At 63.6% G+C, this 15224-nt stretch carries 13 protein-coding genes; 6 read left to right on the top strand and 7 right to left on the bottom strand.

Annotated elements, in window-relative coordinates; genetic code table 11:
- Positions 1 to 14 precede the first annotated feature (14 nt).
- From M2396_RS18355 to M2396_RS18330, 6 genes are all read left to right on the top strand, one after another.
- On the top strand, positions 15 to 533 hold the full coding sequence (locus tag M2396_RS18355) for an RNA polymerase sigma factor (protein WP_150571148.1): 519 nt from the start codon (positions 15 to 17) through the stop codon (positions 531 to 533).
- Positions 530 to 1486, top strand: a complete 957-nt coding sequence (locus M2396_RS18350) for a FecR family protein (protein WP_259076875.1) — start codon at positions 530 to 532, stop codon at positions 1484 to 1486. The genes M2396_RS18355 and M2396_RS18350 overlap by 4 nt, the downstream gene beginning before the upstream one ends.
- Positions 1487 to 1592: 106 nt before the next feature.
- Positions 1593 to 3998, top strand: coding sequence for a TonB-dependent siderophore receptor (locus M2396_RS18345; RefSeq protein WP_259076872.1), 2406 nt, complete (start codon positions 1593 to 1595; stop codon positions 3996 to 3998).
- Positions 3999 to 4113: 115 nt separating this feature from the next.
- A complete protein-coding gene (locus M2396_RS18340; RefSeq protein WP_188036794.1) occupies positions 4114 to 5226 on the top strand; it encodes a PepSY domain-containing protein in 1113 nt (370 codons plus the stop codon).
- A complete protein-coding gene (locus M2396_RS18335) occupies positions 5223 to 5402 on the top strand; it encodes a hypothetical protein (protein ID WP_259076868.1) in 180 nt (59 codons plus the stop codon). Before M2396_RS18340 ends, M2396_RS18335 begins: the two co-directional genes overlap by 4 nt.
- Before the next feature lie 71 nt (positions 5403 to 5473).
- Entirely contained in the window at positions 5474 to 8284 is a 2811-nt protein-coding gene (locus M2396_RS18330; protein WP_259076866.1) for a dermonecrotic toxin domain-containing protein, read from the top strand.
- Here M2396_RS18330 and M2396_RS18325 read toward each other — a convergent pair.
- The 7 genes from M2396_RS18325 to waaF are packed head-to-tail and all read right to left on the bottom strand — an operon-like array spanning position 8257 to position 15217.
- Positions 8257 to 9699 carry a lipopolysaccharide kinase InaA family protein gene (locus M2396_RS18325; protein ID WP_188036795.1) on the bottom strand — a complete coding sequence of 481 codons (1443 nt, stop codon included), beginning with the start codon at positions 9697 to 9699 and terminating at the stop codon, positions 8257 to 8259. The two genes, M2396_RS18330 and M2396_RS18325, sit on opposite strands and share 28 nt — an antisense overlap.
- The gene (locus M2396_RS18320; protein WP_181089452.1) at positions 9699 to 10451 is read right to left on the bottom strand and encodes a lipopolysaccharide kinase InaA family protein; all 753 of its coding nucleotides are present in this window, start codon (positions 10449 to 10451) and stop codon (positions 9699 to 9701) included. Before M2396_RS18320 ends, M2396_RS18325 begins: the two co-directional genes overlap by 1 nt.
- Complete coding sequence (locus M2396_RS18315; protein WP_259076862.1) at positions 10448 to 11182, bottom strand: lipopolysaccharide kinase InaA family protein; 735 nt, start codon at positions 11180 to 11182, stop codon at positions 10448 to 10450. Before M2396_RS18315 ends, M2396_RS18320 begins: the two co-directional genes overlap by 4 nt.
- Complete coding sequence (rfaP, locus tag M2396_RS18310) at positions 11182 to 11988, bottom strand: lipopolysaccharide core heptose(I) kinase RfaP (RefSeq protein ID WP_101322444.1); 807 nt, start codon at positions 11986 to 11988, stop codon at positions 11182 to 11184. Before rfaP ends, M2396_RS18315 begins: the two co-directional genes overlap by 1 nt.
- Positions 11985 to 13109: a glycosyltransferase family 4 protein gene (locus tag M2396_RS18305; protein ID WP_150571140.1), complete on the bottom strand. Its 1125-nt coding sequence runs from the start codon at positions 13107 to 13109 to the stop codon at positions 11985 to 11987. The genes rfaP and M2396_RS18305 overlap by 4 nt, the downstream gene beginning before the upstream one ends.
- A complete protein-coding gene (gene waaC / locus M2396_RS18300) occupies positions 13109 to 14167 on the bottom strand; it encodes a lipopolysaccharide heptosyltransferase I (protein WP_150573398.1) in 1059 nt (352 codons plus the stop codon). Before waaC ends, M2396_RS18305 begins: the two co-directional genes overlap by 1 nt.
- Positions 14168 to 15217 carry a lipopolysaccharide heptosyltransferase II gene (gene waaF / locus M2396_RS18295; RefSeq protein WP_188036797.1) on the bottom strand — a complete coding sequence of 350 codons (1050 nt, stop codon included), beginning with the start codon at positions 15215 to 15217 and terminating at the stop codon, positions 14168 to 14170.
- Positions 15218 to 15224 lie beyond the last annotated feature (7 nt).

The following is a 15224-nucleotide window of genomic DNA, read 5'->3' as shown; positions in this document are numbered from 1 at the left end:
TCCGGGGAACGCTCTTGCCGTCTGCGCACAGTCCACATGCTGATCTGATCGGTGCGCTTTATCGCGACCACCGCAGCTGGCTGCTGGCCTGGCTGCAACGCAGCACGCGCTGCCAGCAACGCGCCGAAGACCTGAGTCAGGACACCTTCGTGCGCTTGCTCGGGCGTGACCAGTTGCCGGTGCCGCGTGAGCCAAGGGCGTTTCTTGCTGCAGTGGCCAAGGGTTTGCTGTTCGATCATTTCCGCCGGGCTGCGCTGGAGCAGGCTTACCTGGCGGAACTGGCGCAGATGCCCGAAGCCGAACAGCCCTCGCCGGAACTGCAACTACTGATTCTCGAAGACCTCAAGGCCATCGACCGCTTGCTTGGCAAACTGTCGAGCAAAGCCCGCGCTGCGTTCCTGCACAACCGCCTGGATGGCATGGGCCATGCCGAAATCGCCGAGCGTCTGGGCGTTTCCGTCTCCCGTGTGCGTCAGTATCTGGCCCAGGGAATGCGCCAGTGCTACATCGCTCTGTATGGCGAGCCGACGTGAGCACCAGCCCGGTCTCGAACAAGGTGCTGGACGCTGCAATCGCCTGGAAGCTGTGCCTGGACGATAGCCCCGGCGTGCCAGAGCAGCGTAGTGAGTTTCTACGTTGGCACGCTGCCAGCGAAGAGCACGCTCGCGCCTGGCGCCAACTGGGCATGCTCGACCAGCGTTTCAGCGCCGCAGTCGGCCCAGCGCGCAAGGCACTGCTGCAGTCGCGGGTCAGCCTGCGCCGGCGGGTTGGTACCCTTGGCGGCGGGCTCGCCAGCGTGCTAATGGTCGCCGCGCTGGTCCTGCAACTCGATGCACCGTCGCTGTCGCCGGGTTACTGGCTGGCCGATCAGCGCACCGCCACCGGCGAATTGCGCACCCTGCGCCTGGAAGACGGCACGTTGCTCAGCCTCAATACCCATAGCGCCGTGGATATCGACTTCGAAGGCAGCCAGCGCGTGATCGTTCTGCATCAGGGCGAAATCTCGGTTGAAACCGGCCATGACGACCTGCGGCCACTGCTGGTGCGTACCGATGATGGTCGCCTGCGCCCACTAGGCACACGCTTCCTGGTCAAGCGCGAAGCGCAAGGCACGCGCCTTGAAGTGCTCCAGTCGCAGGTCGCGGCAATGCCGTCCAACCGTGCAGATGAGCAGGTTCTGGCAGCAGGCCAGCAGGTCATGATGACGGCCAATGGCCTCAGCCAGATCAGCCCGGTTGCGGCCGGCGCCGATGCCTGGACCCGCGGCATGCTGGTGGTGGACAACGTGCGCCTGGCCGATCTTATCGCTGAGCTGGGCCGCTACCGCAGCGGCCATCTGGGCGTCGCGCCCGAGGTAGCCGACCTGCGCGTCACCGGCAGCTTCCCGCTGACCGATATCGACCTGGCACTGGCCTCACTGACCCCTGCATTGCCGGTCAAGGTCGAGCAGCGCACGCCATGGTGGGTCAAGGTCGTCGCGCAATGAGCCGCTAGCGGCAGCGCCGATAAATTTATTTCGACAGGCCCCTGTCACTTTTCAATTCTCGCTCGGCAAGGAAGCACAAAGCACTTATCCGTCGAGGAGCCGCTGCATGTCCCGTGCCGTTGATCGTATCCTGCGCCCCAGCCTGATGGCTCTGGCGATTGCCCTGTCTATCCCGATGGCCAGCCCTGCTCTGCATGCTGCCGAGCAATCGCAACTCGCCTATGACTTGCCCAGCGCGCCACTGGCGACGACCCTGAATCAGATCGCTAGCCAGGCGGGTATCGCCCTGGCGATCGACCCAGCCCTGGTCAGCGGGCGCACCGCGGCGCCGGTCAAAGGCCAGTACGATGCCCTCGGCGCACTGCAGGCGGCCCTGCGCGGCAGCGGCCTGCAACTGCAGCAGAGTAGTGTCGGCAGTTACAGCCTGGTGGCCACGCCGGAAGGCAGCCTGGCGTTGCCGGAGACAAGTATCAATGCGGCCGGCGCGTATGAGAGCGCATGGGGTGCCAGCACCGGCTACGTCGCTACGCGCACCGCTGCGGGCACCAAGACCGACACGCCGATTGTCGAGACTGCACGCTCTCTGTCGGTGATTACCCGCCAGCAGTTGGACGACCGCCAGGTTCTCAACCTGAACGACGCCCTGCGCTACACCGCTGGTGTGCAGAGCAGCGGCTATGGCTCCGACTCGCGCGCCGATTGGCTGCGTGTGCGCGGCTTCGACCCGACCCAGTTCCTTGATGGCCTGGCGCTGCCCAAAGGCTCGTTCGCCAACCCCAAGGTCGAGCCATGGAACCTTGAGCGCATTACCGTACTGCGTGGCCCTGCCTCATCGGTTTATGGCCAGACCCCGCCGGGCGGTATGCTCGACATGGTCAGCCGCCGCCCGCAGGCAGAGAGCGCTCATCAGATCGAAGTCCAGGCCGGCAGCAACGAACACAAGCAGATCAACTTCGACAGCACCGGCAAGATCGACGACGAAGGCCGCCTTCTGTACCGCATCAGCGGCGTGGTGCGTGACAGCAATTCACCCATCGATCACATCCCGGACAAACGCTACAACATCGCTCCGAGCTTGACCTGGAACGTTGACGAAGACACCAAGCTGACCTTCATCAGCCAGTACACCCGCGACGATACCGGCATTACCGGGCAGTTCCTGCCGCTGCAAGGCACCAAGTTGCCATCTGCGGCAGGCAAGATTTCTCACCACAAGAATCTTGGCGAGCCCGACTGGGACTTCTACGACCGCACCTACTACGCCCTTGGCTACGCCTTCGAACATCGACTGAACGATACCTGGCAGTTCCACCAGAATCTGCGCTACACCAAAAACGATCTGTCGTTCCAGGCCGTCAACGTCGGTACCTTTAACACCGTCGACGCCGACGGCAACGTCAACCGCGAGTCAGGCATCATCAACGAAGACATCAGCCAGTTTGCAGTGGACAACAACTTCCAGGCTGACTTCGACACCGGCGCCGTCAGCCACACGCTTCTGCTGGGCCTCGACCACCAACGCGCCAATACCAACTACCAATGGTTGTATGGCCTGGGTGTGCCGCCGATCAACGTCAATCGGCCGGTGTATGGCGCTGACATGTCCGGGGTTAGCTACATTACCCTGCAAGATTTCAACCAGAAGACTCAGCAGACGGGTGTGTACGTGCAAGATCAAATGTCACTGGATAACTGGCGCCTGACCCTCGGCGGGCGCGAGGACTGGGTGCACACCGGGACTCGATTCAACGTCAACAATGCCACCAGCACCCAGCGTGACAAGGCCTTCAGCGGCAACGTAGGCTTGAGCTATGTGTTCGATAATGGCGTCACGCCGTATATCTCCTATACCGAGTCGTTCCAGCCCACCATGGGTGCCGATGCCCGAGCAGCGCAGTCGTTCGCACCGACCGAGGGCCGTCAGTATGAGGTCGGCGTGAAATACCAGCCGGTTGGCAGCCAGACCTTGCTGACCGCCGCCGTGTATGACCTGACTCAGCAAAACGTGCGTGTAACCGAAGGCAGCATCACCCGCCAGGTCGGCGAATTGCAGGTTCGTGGCCTGGAGCTGGAAGCGTCCACGCAGTTGACCGACAACTTCAAGGCTATTGCCTCCTACACCTACACCGATACCGAGATCACCAAGGGTCTTGCCACCGACGTCGGCAACCGCATGGCATTGATTCCGCGCAACCAGGCAACACTTTGGGCTGACTACACCTGGCACAACGGCCTGCTTGACGGTTTCGGTGTCGGTGGTGGCGTGCGCTATGTAGGCGATACCTACGGCAACACCGCCAACACCAGCGTGGCGCATGTCAGTTCCTATACGGTCTATGACGCCTCGGCGCACTATGACCTCGGCCGGCTGGACAACAGCATGAAAGGCCTGAGCGTAGCGGTCGAAGCGAAGAATCTGTTCAACAAGGACTACTTGGCGAACTGCGACGGTTTCTGGTGCTATTACGGCGACGAACGCAACGTCGTAGCCAGCGTCAATTACAAGTTCTGAGTCGCGCCCGGGGCCGCTTTGCGGCCCGTTCGCGGGCAAGCCCGCTCCTACAGGTATTGCGCACACCCCACCTTTGGCGCCGCTCCCGACGCCCCCCTGGCAACCCGGAAACGCGATGAAAAGCCTAACCCTGCGCCGCTGGTCCACGGTCCATACCTGGAGCAGCCTGATCTGCACACTGTTCCTGCTCCTGCTGGCGATCACCGGCCTGCCGCTGATCTTCCATCACGAACTGGAACACCTGCTCGGCGACGCCCCCGTACTGCGCCAGATGCCTGCCGATACCCCGCACCTGGACCTGCAGCAACTGGTGCTCAAGGCAGAACAGTATCGTCCTGGCGAAGTCATGCAGTACTTCGGCTATGACGAGGACGAGCCCAACGGCGTAGTCGCCATCACTGCCGCCACGGCAGGCAGCGATCCCAACGACTCGCACACCTTCATGCTCGATGCGCGCACCGGCGAAGCCGTGCCCATGCCGGCTGCCAACGGCGGCTTGATGATGACTATCCTGCGCCTGCACGTGGACATGTTCGCAGGGCTTGCCGGCAAACTATGGCTGGCGTTCATGGGCCTGTTGTTCGTCGTCGCGATCATCTCCGGCACAGTGCTGTATGCGCCGTTCATGCGCCGCTTGCCGTTCGCCAGCGTGCGCCAGGACAGATCGCCGCGCCTGCGCTGGCTCGACCTGCACAACCTGATCGGCATCGTGACCCTGACCTGGGCGCTGGTGGTTGGCGTCACCGGGGTGATCAGTGCCTGTGCTGACCTGGTCATCGCCGCCTGGCGCAACGACAGCCTGGCAGCAATGGTTGCACCCTACCGCGACGCGCCGCCGCTGGCCGAGCGTGCGTCGGCCAGCCAGCTGCTGCCGATCGCAACTGCCGCTGCACCGGGGATGCGTGCCGACTTCATCGCATTCCCCGGCACACGCTTCTCCAGTGAGCACCACTATGCCGTGTTCATGAACGGCGCCACGCATCTGACCTCGCACCTGTTCACCCCAGTCCTGATCGACGCCACCACCCTCGCCGTCACAGCAGTCGGCGAGCGGCCCTGGTACATGGACGCGATGGGCCTGTCGCAACCGCTGCACTTTGGCGACTACGGCGGACGGCCGATGCAGATCCTCTGGGCACTGCTCGACGTGCTGACCATCGTCGTGCTCGCCAGTGGCGTTTATCTCTGGTGGGGCAAGCGCCGTACCGGCGCGAAGGCCAAGCCATGAGCCATCGCTCGCAACCCACCTGGCGGATCTTTACCTGGCCTGTGCTGATCGCGCTGCTGGGTGCAGGGGGGCTGTTCGCCGCGCTGCTGGGTGACGATGGCTGGGATGTTCTGGCCTGGGTCGGCCTGGGCATTCCTGGCGTGCTCGGCGTGCGGGCACTGATCAGGCGCAGTTGAGTTATCTGGCTACAACCACAGCAGGTTTGCCGTACCTAGGATGCAGGGTCCCCCATGACAAGGAGCGGGCCATGCAACCTCTCGAACTTATCCAAACACTCACCGGCCAGATCAAGGCGCTGCTCGAACCCCTGCCGGTCATCGAGCAGCCGCTGCACAATGATCTGCAGACGCGACGCAAGCTCCACAGCGACCTGGCCAGCTACTGGTCAGAACTCAATACTCAAGGCTTGAACCGCAAGCAGTCGCTGATCGCCCTGCGCCAGATTTACCTGCTGGCCGAAATCGACCTGCGCATCACTGACGACACGCTGAGCGCCGATCAGGCCGCACCGCTGCGCACTTGCATCGAGCAACCGCGCGCCTGGCAACGCCAGCAGATAGCGGCAGCACACCGACCTCAGGTCTACCGGCCCCTGCTGGTGAACCTGCAGCCCAACTGGCGCAGCTACCTGCCGGGGGTGATGGTGATCGTCGCGGGCACCCCTGAGGGCACGCTGCTCGACGCCGACAGCGAAACCGCCGAGGCACTGCTGTGCTGCCTGTCACAAGGCATCGAGGTATTTCCCTCGCTCAAGGCCTTGCATGACGAACTGTGCGAACGGCTGGACGACCCTCTACTCAGCAGCACGTTGCTGCACCTGTACGCCGACCCGCAATCCGCCGAGCGGGCGCGTCTGGCTGAGCGTCTGCGTTATGAGTGGTATGCCGATGATCCGATCGAAGCGCAGGTACAGCAACTGATCGACACCCAGCGCCAGCGCCTGAACCTGCCGTCGCTATGGGGCGACGACCATCCGTCATCGACCACCACGCGACACGCGCAGGTCATGGCGGCACTCAGGCTCGAGGATGATCTTGGTAGCAAGGCGACGCTGAACACGCGCTATTCACGGTTACTGGAAAAACACATGCCGGCATGGCTGCGCGATGCTGACACGCAAAGCCTCAGCCACATCATGCAGACCATGCAGGAACTGGTGGTGGCCAGTGAAAGAGCAGCGGCTCCAGGCATCCCCACCCAAGCGCAGTTTATTCAGCAGAACGATCTCAGGACATGGACGCGAGCCCGCCTGCAAGAGCGCCTGCTCGATGATTTCGGCCTGCAATTGCTACCACAGGACATAACGGTGAGCATCACGCGCGCCCGCCAGGTCGGGCCGCAGCCCTACCCGTTCAACCCATCCCTGTTCATTACCTGGCAAGGCCTCAAACAGGTCGGCAATGAAACCATTGAGATGGTCACCGAGCGCTTGCCACTGGACGATCTGGCCTTGGTCAACCTCGCCTGGTTCAATTACGACTACTGGTTGACCGCCCGTGTCAGCCATACCGAGGCACGCACGCTGCCCCCGGAGCTGACGCCGGCCTACGTGAAGACACTGGTGCGCAGCCTCAATGCCGGCGGGCGCTATGCAGATTTTCTCTACACCCAACTGGTCGACTCGCGCACGGGCCGCTGGCGCCTGCTGGCCCATACTCGAATCAACCGCGCCCGAATGCGTGCCGAAGCGGTCAAGGCCCGGTATGCCGGGCACTTCGCCGAACATCGCGCCGAGCGTGGTTACCGCTGGGCAACGGCGGTACTGGACCAACCCCACAACGCGCTCCGCCCGCCGGTAGATGGCCATACGGTCGTGGTGCGGCAGCTACTGATCCAGGGCCATACGGTGCAGGGGGTGCTACTGATAAACACTGCACAAGGCAGTGTGCCGTCGTTTCTCATGTACACCCCAGACGCGCCAGACCGACGCAACTGGCGCGAGTTTTCCAGCACCCGGCAATTGCTGCGCACCCTGCGCGACAAACCGGCGCTGCGCCAGTACCTGGCCGCTCGGCTACCACAGGTCGAGGAGAGCGAGCTGCAACGGCTGTTGCTCAAAGGGGGCCTGGGCAGTTCTCTACGCCTGCCAGCCATTCACGACGATCTGTTCTTCGCATTGTATATGGCAGAGGTCCGCGCCCAACTTGCAGCAGTCGACACCAGCAGCCGGACGACCCGCGAGGTCAATGTTCAGTCAGTCATCGACCTGTCCTGGCGGTTGCTGGACCTGATAAGCCTGGTACTGCCTGCCAAGCCCCTCATGGCGTTATCGATCGGGCGAATGATCCTGGACATCTGCGATGGCATCCAGGCACACCAGCGAGGCGATATGGAAGGCGTGTTGCGCCATCTCTACAACACCATCAGCCATGCCACGGATGCGGGCGGCAGCTTCTTCGCTACCAGCGTCCTGCGCCGAGCGCTGCGCGGCTTGCCCAAGCAACCGCCACTGCCATTGCCGGCCCGCTACCAAGTCAATGTCGACACCAGCTCGTTGCGCTATCGCATCGATGGTGTGCATGACATCGGTGTCTACGAGCAGGTTTCAGCGTTTGGGGGCTTGTCGTTGTACTTCGTCAGGGACAACCACGGCAGTCATTACAAAGTCAGCTTCGATGGCGAACGCTGGCGGGTTATCGACCCTGAGCAACCGGATGCCTATCTACAGCAGCCGATCAAACGCCTGCGCAGCGGCGAGTGGGTGATCGATTCACCTGTGCTCTGGTATGACGGCCTGCCAGATCTGGCAGCGTTGTGTCATGACTGCCTGCTCACGCCAGCCCGCGCCGGCACCCCTTTGAGCAGCGCAGCGGGCTTGCACGCTGATGGCCAGCAGCTGTACCTGCAGACCCGCAGCGGGCAACTGGGCTTGCGCAGGCATTTGCTGGCAGACCAGTACCACCTGCTGATTCCCCTGGCTGAGCAGACAGGCGTCAAGCCTTGGGCGGTGCTGCGCTGGCAGGCGGACGAATGGCGCATCCGGGTGCGCCAGTCGGGCCGCAGCAGCGACTGGCTGGCGCTGCCCGAAGCCTATTCGGCGAGCCGCGGCAACAGCTGATCAATCCGCTTGTGCAAGGCGCTGTCACTCGGCCAGTTTCGCAGCATGCGCGCCCGGTCACGGGCATAGGCAGCCGCGAAGCTGAGTTGAGTGGCGTGCTGGCACATGGCGTCGAGGTCGATCAACGACCATTGGCCGTGCTGCCAGAACAAATTATGGCCTTTCATATCGCCATGGCTGATGCGCTCGCGGATCAACTGCTGCATCAACCTCAGCAAGGCCTGCAACTGCTCGTCGGGCGCATCGCCACTGGCGACGAAGGGCGCAAAACACTCGAGCAGATCCGGTCCATCGGCGTATTCGGTGACCAGATAGGCACGGCTGCGCAGGCCCATGACCCGTTGTTCAAGCACCGCCAGCGGCTTTGGCGTGGCGATGTCGAGAAAGCGCAGACGCTGCCCTTCGATCCACGAATGCCAGGCCCGGCTCGGGCGCCAGAAACGCTTCAACCAGTGCACGGTGTTCTTGATGTTGTAGCGCTTGAGCACCAGCGGCCGGCCGCCAACGTCGACCCGGGCAACGCTTGCGGCGCCACCGGTCTTGTACAGGTGGCCTTGGTCGATCAGCGCATCGGCCTGCTCCAGCACCGGCTGCATGGCTGCCACTTCGCTACGATCGATAGCACGCAGGCCAGACAGGCTGCGTTCGACGCTGAACAGGGTGCACTCGCGACCGGCCTTGTCCAGGAAGTCCTTGAGGCGCCAGGCGCGAACCTTGTCGACCTGCTTTTGCAGGGCTTCCAGCGGCAGCGCGTGCTCACCGTTGGCCAGCAGGTAATGCACCAGCAGCTCTTCGGTGAACGGCTCGAGGCGCTTGGGCAACTGGGCGAAGAATACGCCGAGGTTTTCCAGCACGCGCGGGCGCGACAGGTTTTGCCCCGGCGTCTCGGCCTTGATCCCGGCACCATCGATCAGGTACAGCTGGCCACCGTGGCGGAGCAGGTTATCCAGATGCAGATCAGCCTGCCACAAGCCCTTGGCGTGCATCTGCGCAACCGCCCCAAGCGCCTCTCCCAGTACCTGTTGCTGCTCATCGGCCAGCGGCGCCAGCGCCTCGACCTCAGCCCAGGCAGCGCCCAGGCTCTGGGCGTTTTCCAGGTACTCGAACAACAGCCAGCCGCCCTCGCCCTCTTGCAGACCGTCAGCCAGCAGTTGCGGAGTGGTCAAGCCTTGCGCGGCAATCAGCTTGACGCCATCCAGCTCGCGCTGAAAATGCCGTGCAGCATTGCTGCCGACCAGCAGCTTGGCCAGCACCGGCTTGCCGCGCCAAATACCAGCACCGACGTAGCGTTGCCCAGGCAGCACCCGCAGCAGGCTGAGCAACTGCAGCTCAGCGCTGCCAGCAGCATCGGCCAAGGTAATGTTCAGCGGCAGGCTCGGCGTGCGCCCAGCCGCCTTGAGTTCAGACAAACGCATCAACGGGCCTCTTTTTCATGCTGGCGGCGCACCAGCCGCTGCAGCCAGGTAGTCACCAGCGGGCTGTCGGCCGGTTGCTGCAGATAGGCCGCCAGCAGACTGCGCACATCGCCTTCGCTCCAGGCGCGGGCACGGCGCAGCAAAGGTTCCAGATCTTTCAGCCGGTCGCGCATGCCAAGCAGCAGCGGCCGGGTCTTTTCCAGGTCGATCAGTTGCGCCTGCCAGCCTTCGCGGCGCTCGCGCAGGAAGATGTGCTTGGGATAGAAGCAACCGTGCACCTGGCCGGCGGCGTGCAAGGTACGCCCCAGTTGGCCGCAGGCCTGGAGGATGCCCAGGCGTTTTTCGGCGGCCAGTTGCGGCCACTGCGCCAGCAGGCTGTCGAGGTCGTTCCACTCATCCAGGGCGCGAGTCATGAGCATCGCGCGGTGCTCGCCGTTACCCTTGCGCTCACCGTAGAACACCGCCTGCAAGGCCGGGATCTTCAGCTTCTGGTAGCGCGTGATATTGCGAAACTCGCGGGCAAATGTCGGCTCACCGAAGGGCCGATGCAGGGTGCGAGTGAAGTAGTTGAGCTGGCGTTTGAGGTAGTAGCCCTTGCCCTCCAACTCCAGGCGAAACACGCTGCTCCAGCCGCCACGGCCGGTATTGGGTTCGTCCACCGCATCGAGTTGCAGCGCCCACAGCGCTTCGAAATCGTTCAAGCCGTGGCGTTGCAGCAGGGCAAGCTCGCTGCTGGCCAGATAGTCGGTCATTCCCTTCCCTCGAAAAAGCGCACCACTTCGCGTACCCGCCGTTTATCGCTCGCGTTCAACCGCTGGTGCCCACGGTACTGCAGGTAGAAGCGCAGGCGCTGAGTCGCCGACAGGTGATACTTGGCGACCTTGTCCAGGCAGGCCAGGTCCTTGATCACTCGATGGCGGAGCATGAAGCCGCGCCAGAAATCGCCGGTCGGGCAATCGATGAAGAATAGCGTGCCCTGATCGTCCACCAGCAGGTTGCGCCACTTCAGATCGTTATGGGTGAAGTGGTTGTCGTGCATGACCCGCGTATGCCGGGCCAACTGACGGCTGACGTGGTCGACCCAAGCGCGGTCGGCCAGGCGCGGATCATTGCGCTTGGCCAGTTCGGACAGGTCTTCGGTACGCGGCAGCTCGCGGGTGACCATCGCCCCACGGCCAAAGGCCAGGCCATTGCGCTCCAGGCCCCAGCCGATCACTTCGGCGGTGGGAATGCCCCACTTGGCGAACTGCTTGAGGTTCTGCCACTCGGCCTTGATCCGCGGCCGGCCCAGGTAGCGGCGCAAGTGCTTGCCGGCGCCGGTATAGCGTTTGACGTAGTAGTACACGCCGTCGCGCTGGATCCGCACCACTTCGCTGAGCGGGTCGCGGGTCAGGCGCTCGCCGTCGATGGCGAACACTGCCTCGAGGCTGCCGAAATCTGCTGCCAGGTGTTGATACTCCGGCAGCAGCGTCCAGCCCGCCATCAGAGTGCATCCCCGTAGCGTTGTTTGCGCGCGTACAGTTTCTGCGCCTTGCCTTCGAGCCAGGCCAGCAGGCGCGCCTCCTCGGTGAGGATCTGACGCAGCGGCTGCTGGAAGTAACCGCGCAGGAAGCGCAGCTTGTCGCGCCGGGTCAGGCCGATATCCAGCGCCGAGAAGTACAGCGCGGCCAGGTCCTTGTCGCGCCAGCGGCGGCTGATGCTGCTGCGGGTCTGGGCGCGGTGCAGGTCGATTACCGACAGTTTGAAGTCGTCGGCACTCACCGGGCGATCAGTATGCAGAAGGAAATGGCAGATGTAGCAGTCGCGGTGGTTGACCCCGGCGCGGTGCATGCCGCCGGTCATCTTCGCCACTTCGGCGATCAGCGCGTGTTTGAGGCGCGGCAGCGGCGGCTGCTTGACCCAGTCGATGCTGAAGTCTTCCAGGCTGATGGTCGGCGCCAGCTCTTCGGTGATGATGAACGAGTGCTGCTGCGCCGGATTGCTGCCGCGCTCGCCGTAGGCGACTGCGGTCATGGTCGGCACGCCGACTTCATGCAGGCGCTGGATGGCGCGCCATTCCTGGCCGGCACCGAGTACCGGCAGCTTGGCGCTGAACAGGTTCTTGAAGATCTCGCCCCAGCCGATGCCACGGTGAATCTTGACGAAGTAACCTGCGCCCTCGACCTCGGTGCGCAGCGTGCGCCGGCCTTCCAGTTCGCGGAACACTTCGCCCTGCAGTTGCTCGGCGGCCTCGAAGGCATCGCGCCCGGCCCACAGCCGTTGGAACGGCTGCGCCAATATCAGCTTCATGCGCGCTCCTGGTTGAGGATCACATCGGCGGCATGCTGCGGCATGCTGTAGAGGTCGGCGCTGTCGGCAAACGCCAGGCCATTGCGCGACCAGGCCGCACGGGCCTCGCCGTCTTCGAGCATGCGTTGCAGGTAGCGGTCGAGCTGCTCCTGCGCGAACGGCTCATCAAGCACCAGGCCGCTGTCGGCCTCGGCGATGTAATGGGCATAACCGCAGACTTTCGAGACCAGCACCGGCAAGCCGGCGACCAGCGCTTCGAGCAGCACGGTGCCGGTGTTTTCGTTGTAGGCCGGGTGGATCAGCAGGTCAGCACCCAACAGGAAGCGCGGGATATCGCTGCGCCCCTTGAGAAATTGCACCTGCTCGCCCAGGCCCAGCCCGGCACTTTGCAGCTGGAACACTTTGGGGTCGTCCTGGCCGATGACCATCAGCCGGGTGCGCTTGCGCAACGCCGCCGGCAGCGCAGCCAGCGCCTTGAGGCTGCGGTCGACGCCCTTGGTCTTGAAGCCGGAGCCGATCTGCACCAGCAGCAGGTCGTCGTCAGTGAGTTTGAACTCCTGACGGAACTGCGCACGGATTTCAGCGGCGTTGGCTGGTGCCCGACGGTCCTGGGAAATCCCTGGTGGCAGCAGATGAAAACGCTCCACCGGTGTACCGTAGTGTTTGATGAACAGCGGCTGCTGCACTTCGGAGATCATCAGGATCTCGGTGCGGGCATCCTTGGCGAACACCGCACGCTCGTATTCGGCGAAGTGGCGGTAACGGCCCCAGCGCCGGTACAGGCTGCCGCGCAGGGTCTGCGCCTTGTCTTCGAAGCAGCCGTCGGCAGCGTAGTAGACGTCCAGTCCGGGCATCTTGTTGAAGCCGATCAGGCGGTCGACCGGGCGCTTGGCCAGGTCAGCGGCCATCCAGGCGCTGAGCTTCTCGTTGCGGCGATGGTTGAAGATCGCCTTGACCGGCGCCACCAGCACTTCGAAGCCAGGCGGAACCTCACCCTCCCAGATCAGCGTATAGACGCGGATCTGATGACCACGCTGCTGGCACTCCAGGGCAATGCGCATGAAGTCACGCTGCAGCCCGCCAAACGGGAAGTATTTGTACAGTACGAAAGCCAGTTGCATTAACGAACATCCTCAGCCAGCAGCAACGCGCTCAAGCGGCTCGCCACATGCTCGGGATTCAGGCGAGTGAAGCACAGCGGCCACTCGCGTTTGATATCGAACCGGCGCAGATCCTCGGCGCTCGGTTTATAGGTGCACTTCTTTTGCAGGCAGGGCGCGCAAGGGAAGTCGCTGGCCTGGTGGACCTGGACACGTCCGTAGGCGCCGGTCAAACCAGGGTTGGTGGGTCCAAACAGGGAAATGGTCGGTACATCCAGTGCTGCAGCCAGATGACCCAGGCCGGTATCCACCGCCACGCAGGCCTTGGCTGCGGCCAACACGCGAGCCACCCCTACCAGATTCAATTTGGGCAGTACCTGGCAATTACTCAAGCCCTGGGCGATGCGCTCGGCACGGTCTTTTTCGGCCTGATTGCCCCACGGCAGGCAGACCTGCAGGTTGCGCCGGCCCATGCGTTCGGCCAACTCGCGCCAGTAGGCCTCTGGCCAATGCTTGGTTGCCCAGGTCGTGCCATGCAGGAACACCACGAACGGCGCCGTGGGTGGCAATTGCAGACGGTCGAGGTCCAGGCCGTAGTTGCCGATGCCTTCGGGCAGGTCGTAAGCCAGCGCCAGGGCAAACAGCTGGCGCAGGCGCTCCACCGCATGCTGGCCGACCGCAACCGACAACGGCCGGTCATAGAAGCGGCTGGACAGGCCTTCACGCGCCGAGAAGCGATCTAGCCCAGCCACCGGCGCCTTGACATAACGGGTCAGCCAGGCCGATTTGACCAGGCCCTGGGCGTCGATCACCAGGTCATACTGGCGCTCGCGCAGGCGCTGCTTGAAGGCTTTCCATTCACCGCTCTTGAGGGTCTGCCAGATGTTCTTGCGCCAGCGCCGTATCGCTACCGGAATCACCCGGTCTACCGCTGGGTGCCAGCTCGGGATCTCGGCAAAACCCTCTTCCACCACCCAGTCGAAACGGATGCCGGGGATGGCGTGGGCGGCATCGGTCAGCGCCGGCAAGGTATGAATCACGTCTCCCAACGAAGACGTCTTGATGATCAGAACCCGCACTCAGTCGACCTCAGCCAGAACATCGATACGGTTCGGCCCAGCCAGATTATGCAGCGCGGCAATGACCTTGCCCGGCTCAAGCAGACGCAGGCAGTTGTAATGACCAAAGCGGCAGGTGCGGTCGAAGCACGGGCTGCATTCCAGGCCCAGGCGGACCACTTCGACTTGTTCGGCCAAGGGCGGGGTGAAGCCCGGCGAGGTCGAGCCGTACACCGCCACCAGCGGGCGGTTAAGCGCCGCGGCGACGTGCATCAGCCCTGAGTCGTTGGAAACCACCGCATCGGCGCAGGACATCAGGTCGATGGCCTCGGCCAGCGAGGTTTCGCCGGAAAGGTTGTAAGACTCTTCGCGCAGGCCGGGGATCAACCGCTCGCGGATGGCTTCGCCAACCGGGTGGTCTTTCTTCGAGCCAAACAGCCAGACCTGCCAGCCCTGGCGGATCATGGCGTCGGCGACTTCGGCGTAGTGCTCGGCCGGCCAGCGCTTGGACTCGCCAAACTCGGCGCCCGGGCACAAGGCCAGGACCGGCCGGTCCAGCGCCAGGCCGAACTTGGCCAGCGCGGCGTCGCGGCTCGGCGCCTCGATCTGCAGGCTTGGCCGCGGATACGGCTGCGGCAGCTCGGCGCCGGGCGCATAGGCCAGGGCCATGAAGCGCTCGATCATCAGCGGGTAACGCGCCTTGTCCAGCTTGCGCACGTCGTTGAGCAACAGGTAGCGCATCTCGCCGCGCCAACCGGTGCGTTTGGGGATGCTGGCAAAGTACGGCACCAGCGCCGACTTCAACGAATTGGGCAACAGGATCGCCTGGTCGTACTGGCCCGCCAGCGACTTGCCGATCCGCCGGCGCGTGGCCAGCTCCAGCGCGCCGTGGCCGAGCGGGAAGCTCAAGGCCTGGCGCACTTCGGGCATGCGTTCGAGCAGCGGCCGGCTCCATTCGGGCGCCAGCACGTCGATCTCACACTCAGGGTGCTGCTGCTTCAGGCACTGGAACAAGGTCTGCGCCATTACCATGTCGCCGACCCAGCTGGGGCCAATGATCAGTATTCTCATGCTTTGT

It is taken from the genome of Pseudomonas sp. BIGb0278, assembly GCF_024809895.1.
GTDB lineage: Bacteria > Pseudomonadota > Gammaproteobacteria > Pseudomonadales > Pseudomonadaceae > Aquipseudomonas > Aquipseudomonas shirazensis.
This window is presented reverse-complemented; position numbering and strand designations above follow the sequence as displayed.

Coding starts and splice junctions, on each gene's coding strand:
- M2396_RS18315 (WP_259076862.1), bottom strand. CDS start 11,182: ATGGCGGGCTGGACGCTGCTGCCGGAGTATCAACACCTGGCAGCAGAT.
- M2396_RS18305 (WP_150571140.1), bottom strand. CDS start 13,109: ATGCAACTGGCTTTCGTACTGTACAAATACTTCCCGTTTGGCGGGCTG.
- M2396_RS18340 (WP_188036794.1), top strand. CDS start 4,114: ATGAAAAGCCTAACCCTGCGCCGCTGGTCCACGGTCCATACCTGGAGC.
- M2396_RS18335 (WP_259076868.1), top strand. CDS start 5,223: ATGAGCCATCGCTCGCAACCCACCTGGCGGATCTTTACCTGGCCTGTG.
- waaF (WP_188036797.1), bottom strand. CDS start 15,217: ATGAGAATACTGATCATTGGCCCCAGCTGGGTCGGCGACATGGTAATG.
- M2396_RS18345 (WP_259076872.1), top strand. CDS start 1,593: ATGTCCCGTGCCGTTGATCGTATCCTGCGCCCCAGCCTGATGGCTCTG.
- M2396_RS18325 (WP_188036795.1), bottom strand. CDS start 9,699: ATGCGTTTGTCTGAACTCAAGGCGGCTGGGCGCACGCCGAGCCTGCCG.
- M2396_RS18330 (WP_259076866.1), top strand. CDS start 5,474: ATGCAACCTCTCGAACTTATCCAAACACTCACCGGCCAGATCAAGGCG.
- rfaP (WP_101322444.1), bottom strand. CDS start 11,988: ATGAAGCTGATATTGGCGCAGCCGTTCCAACGGCTGTGGGCCGGGCGC.
- M2396_RS18320 (WP_181089452.1), bottom strand. CDS start 10,451: ATGACCGACTATCTGGCCAGCAGCGAGCTTGCCCTGCTGCAACGCCAC.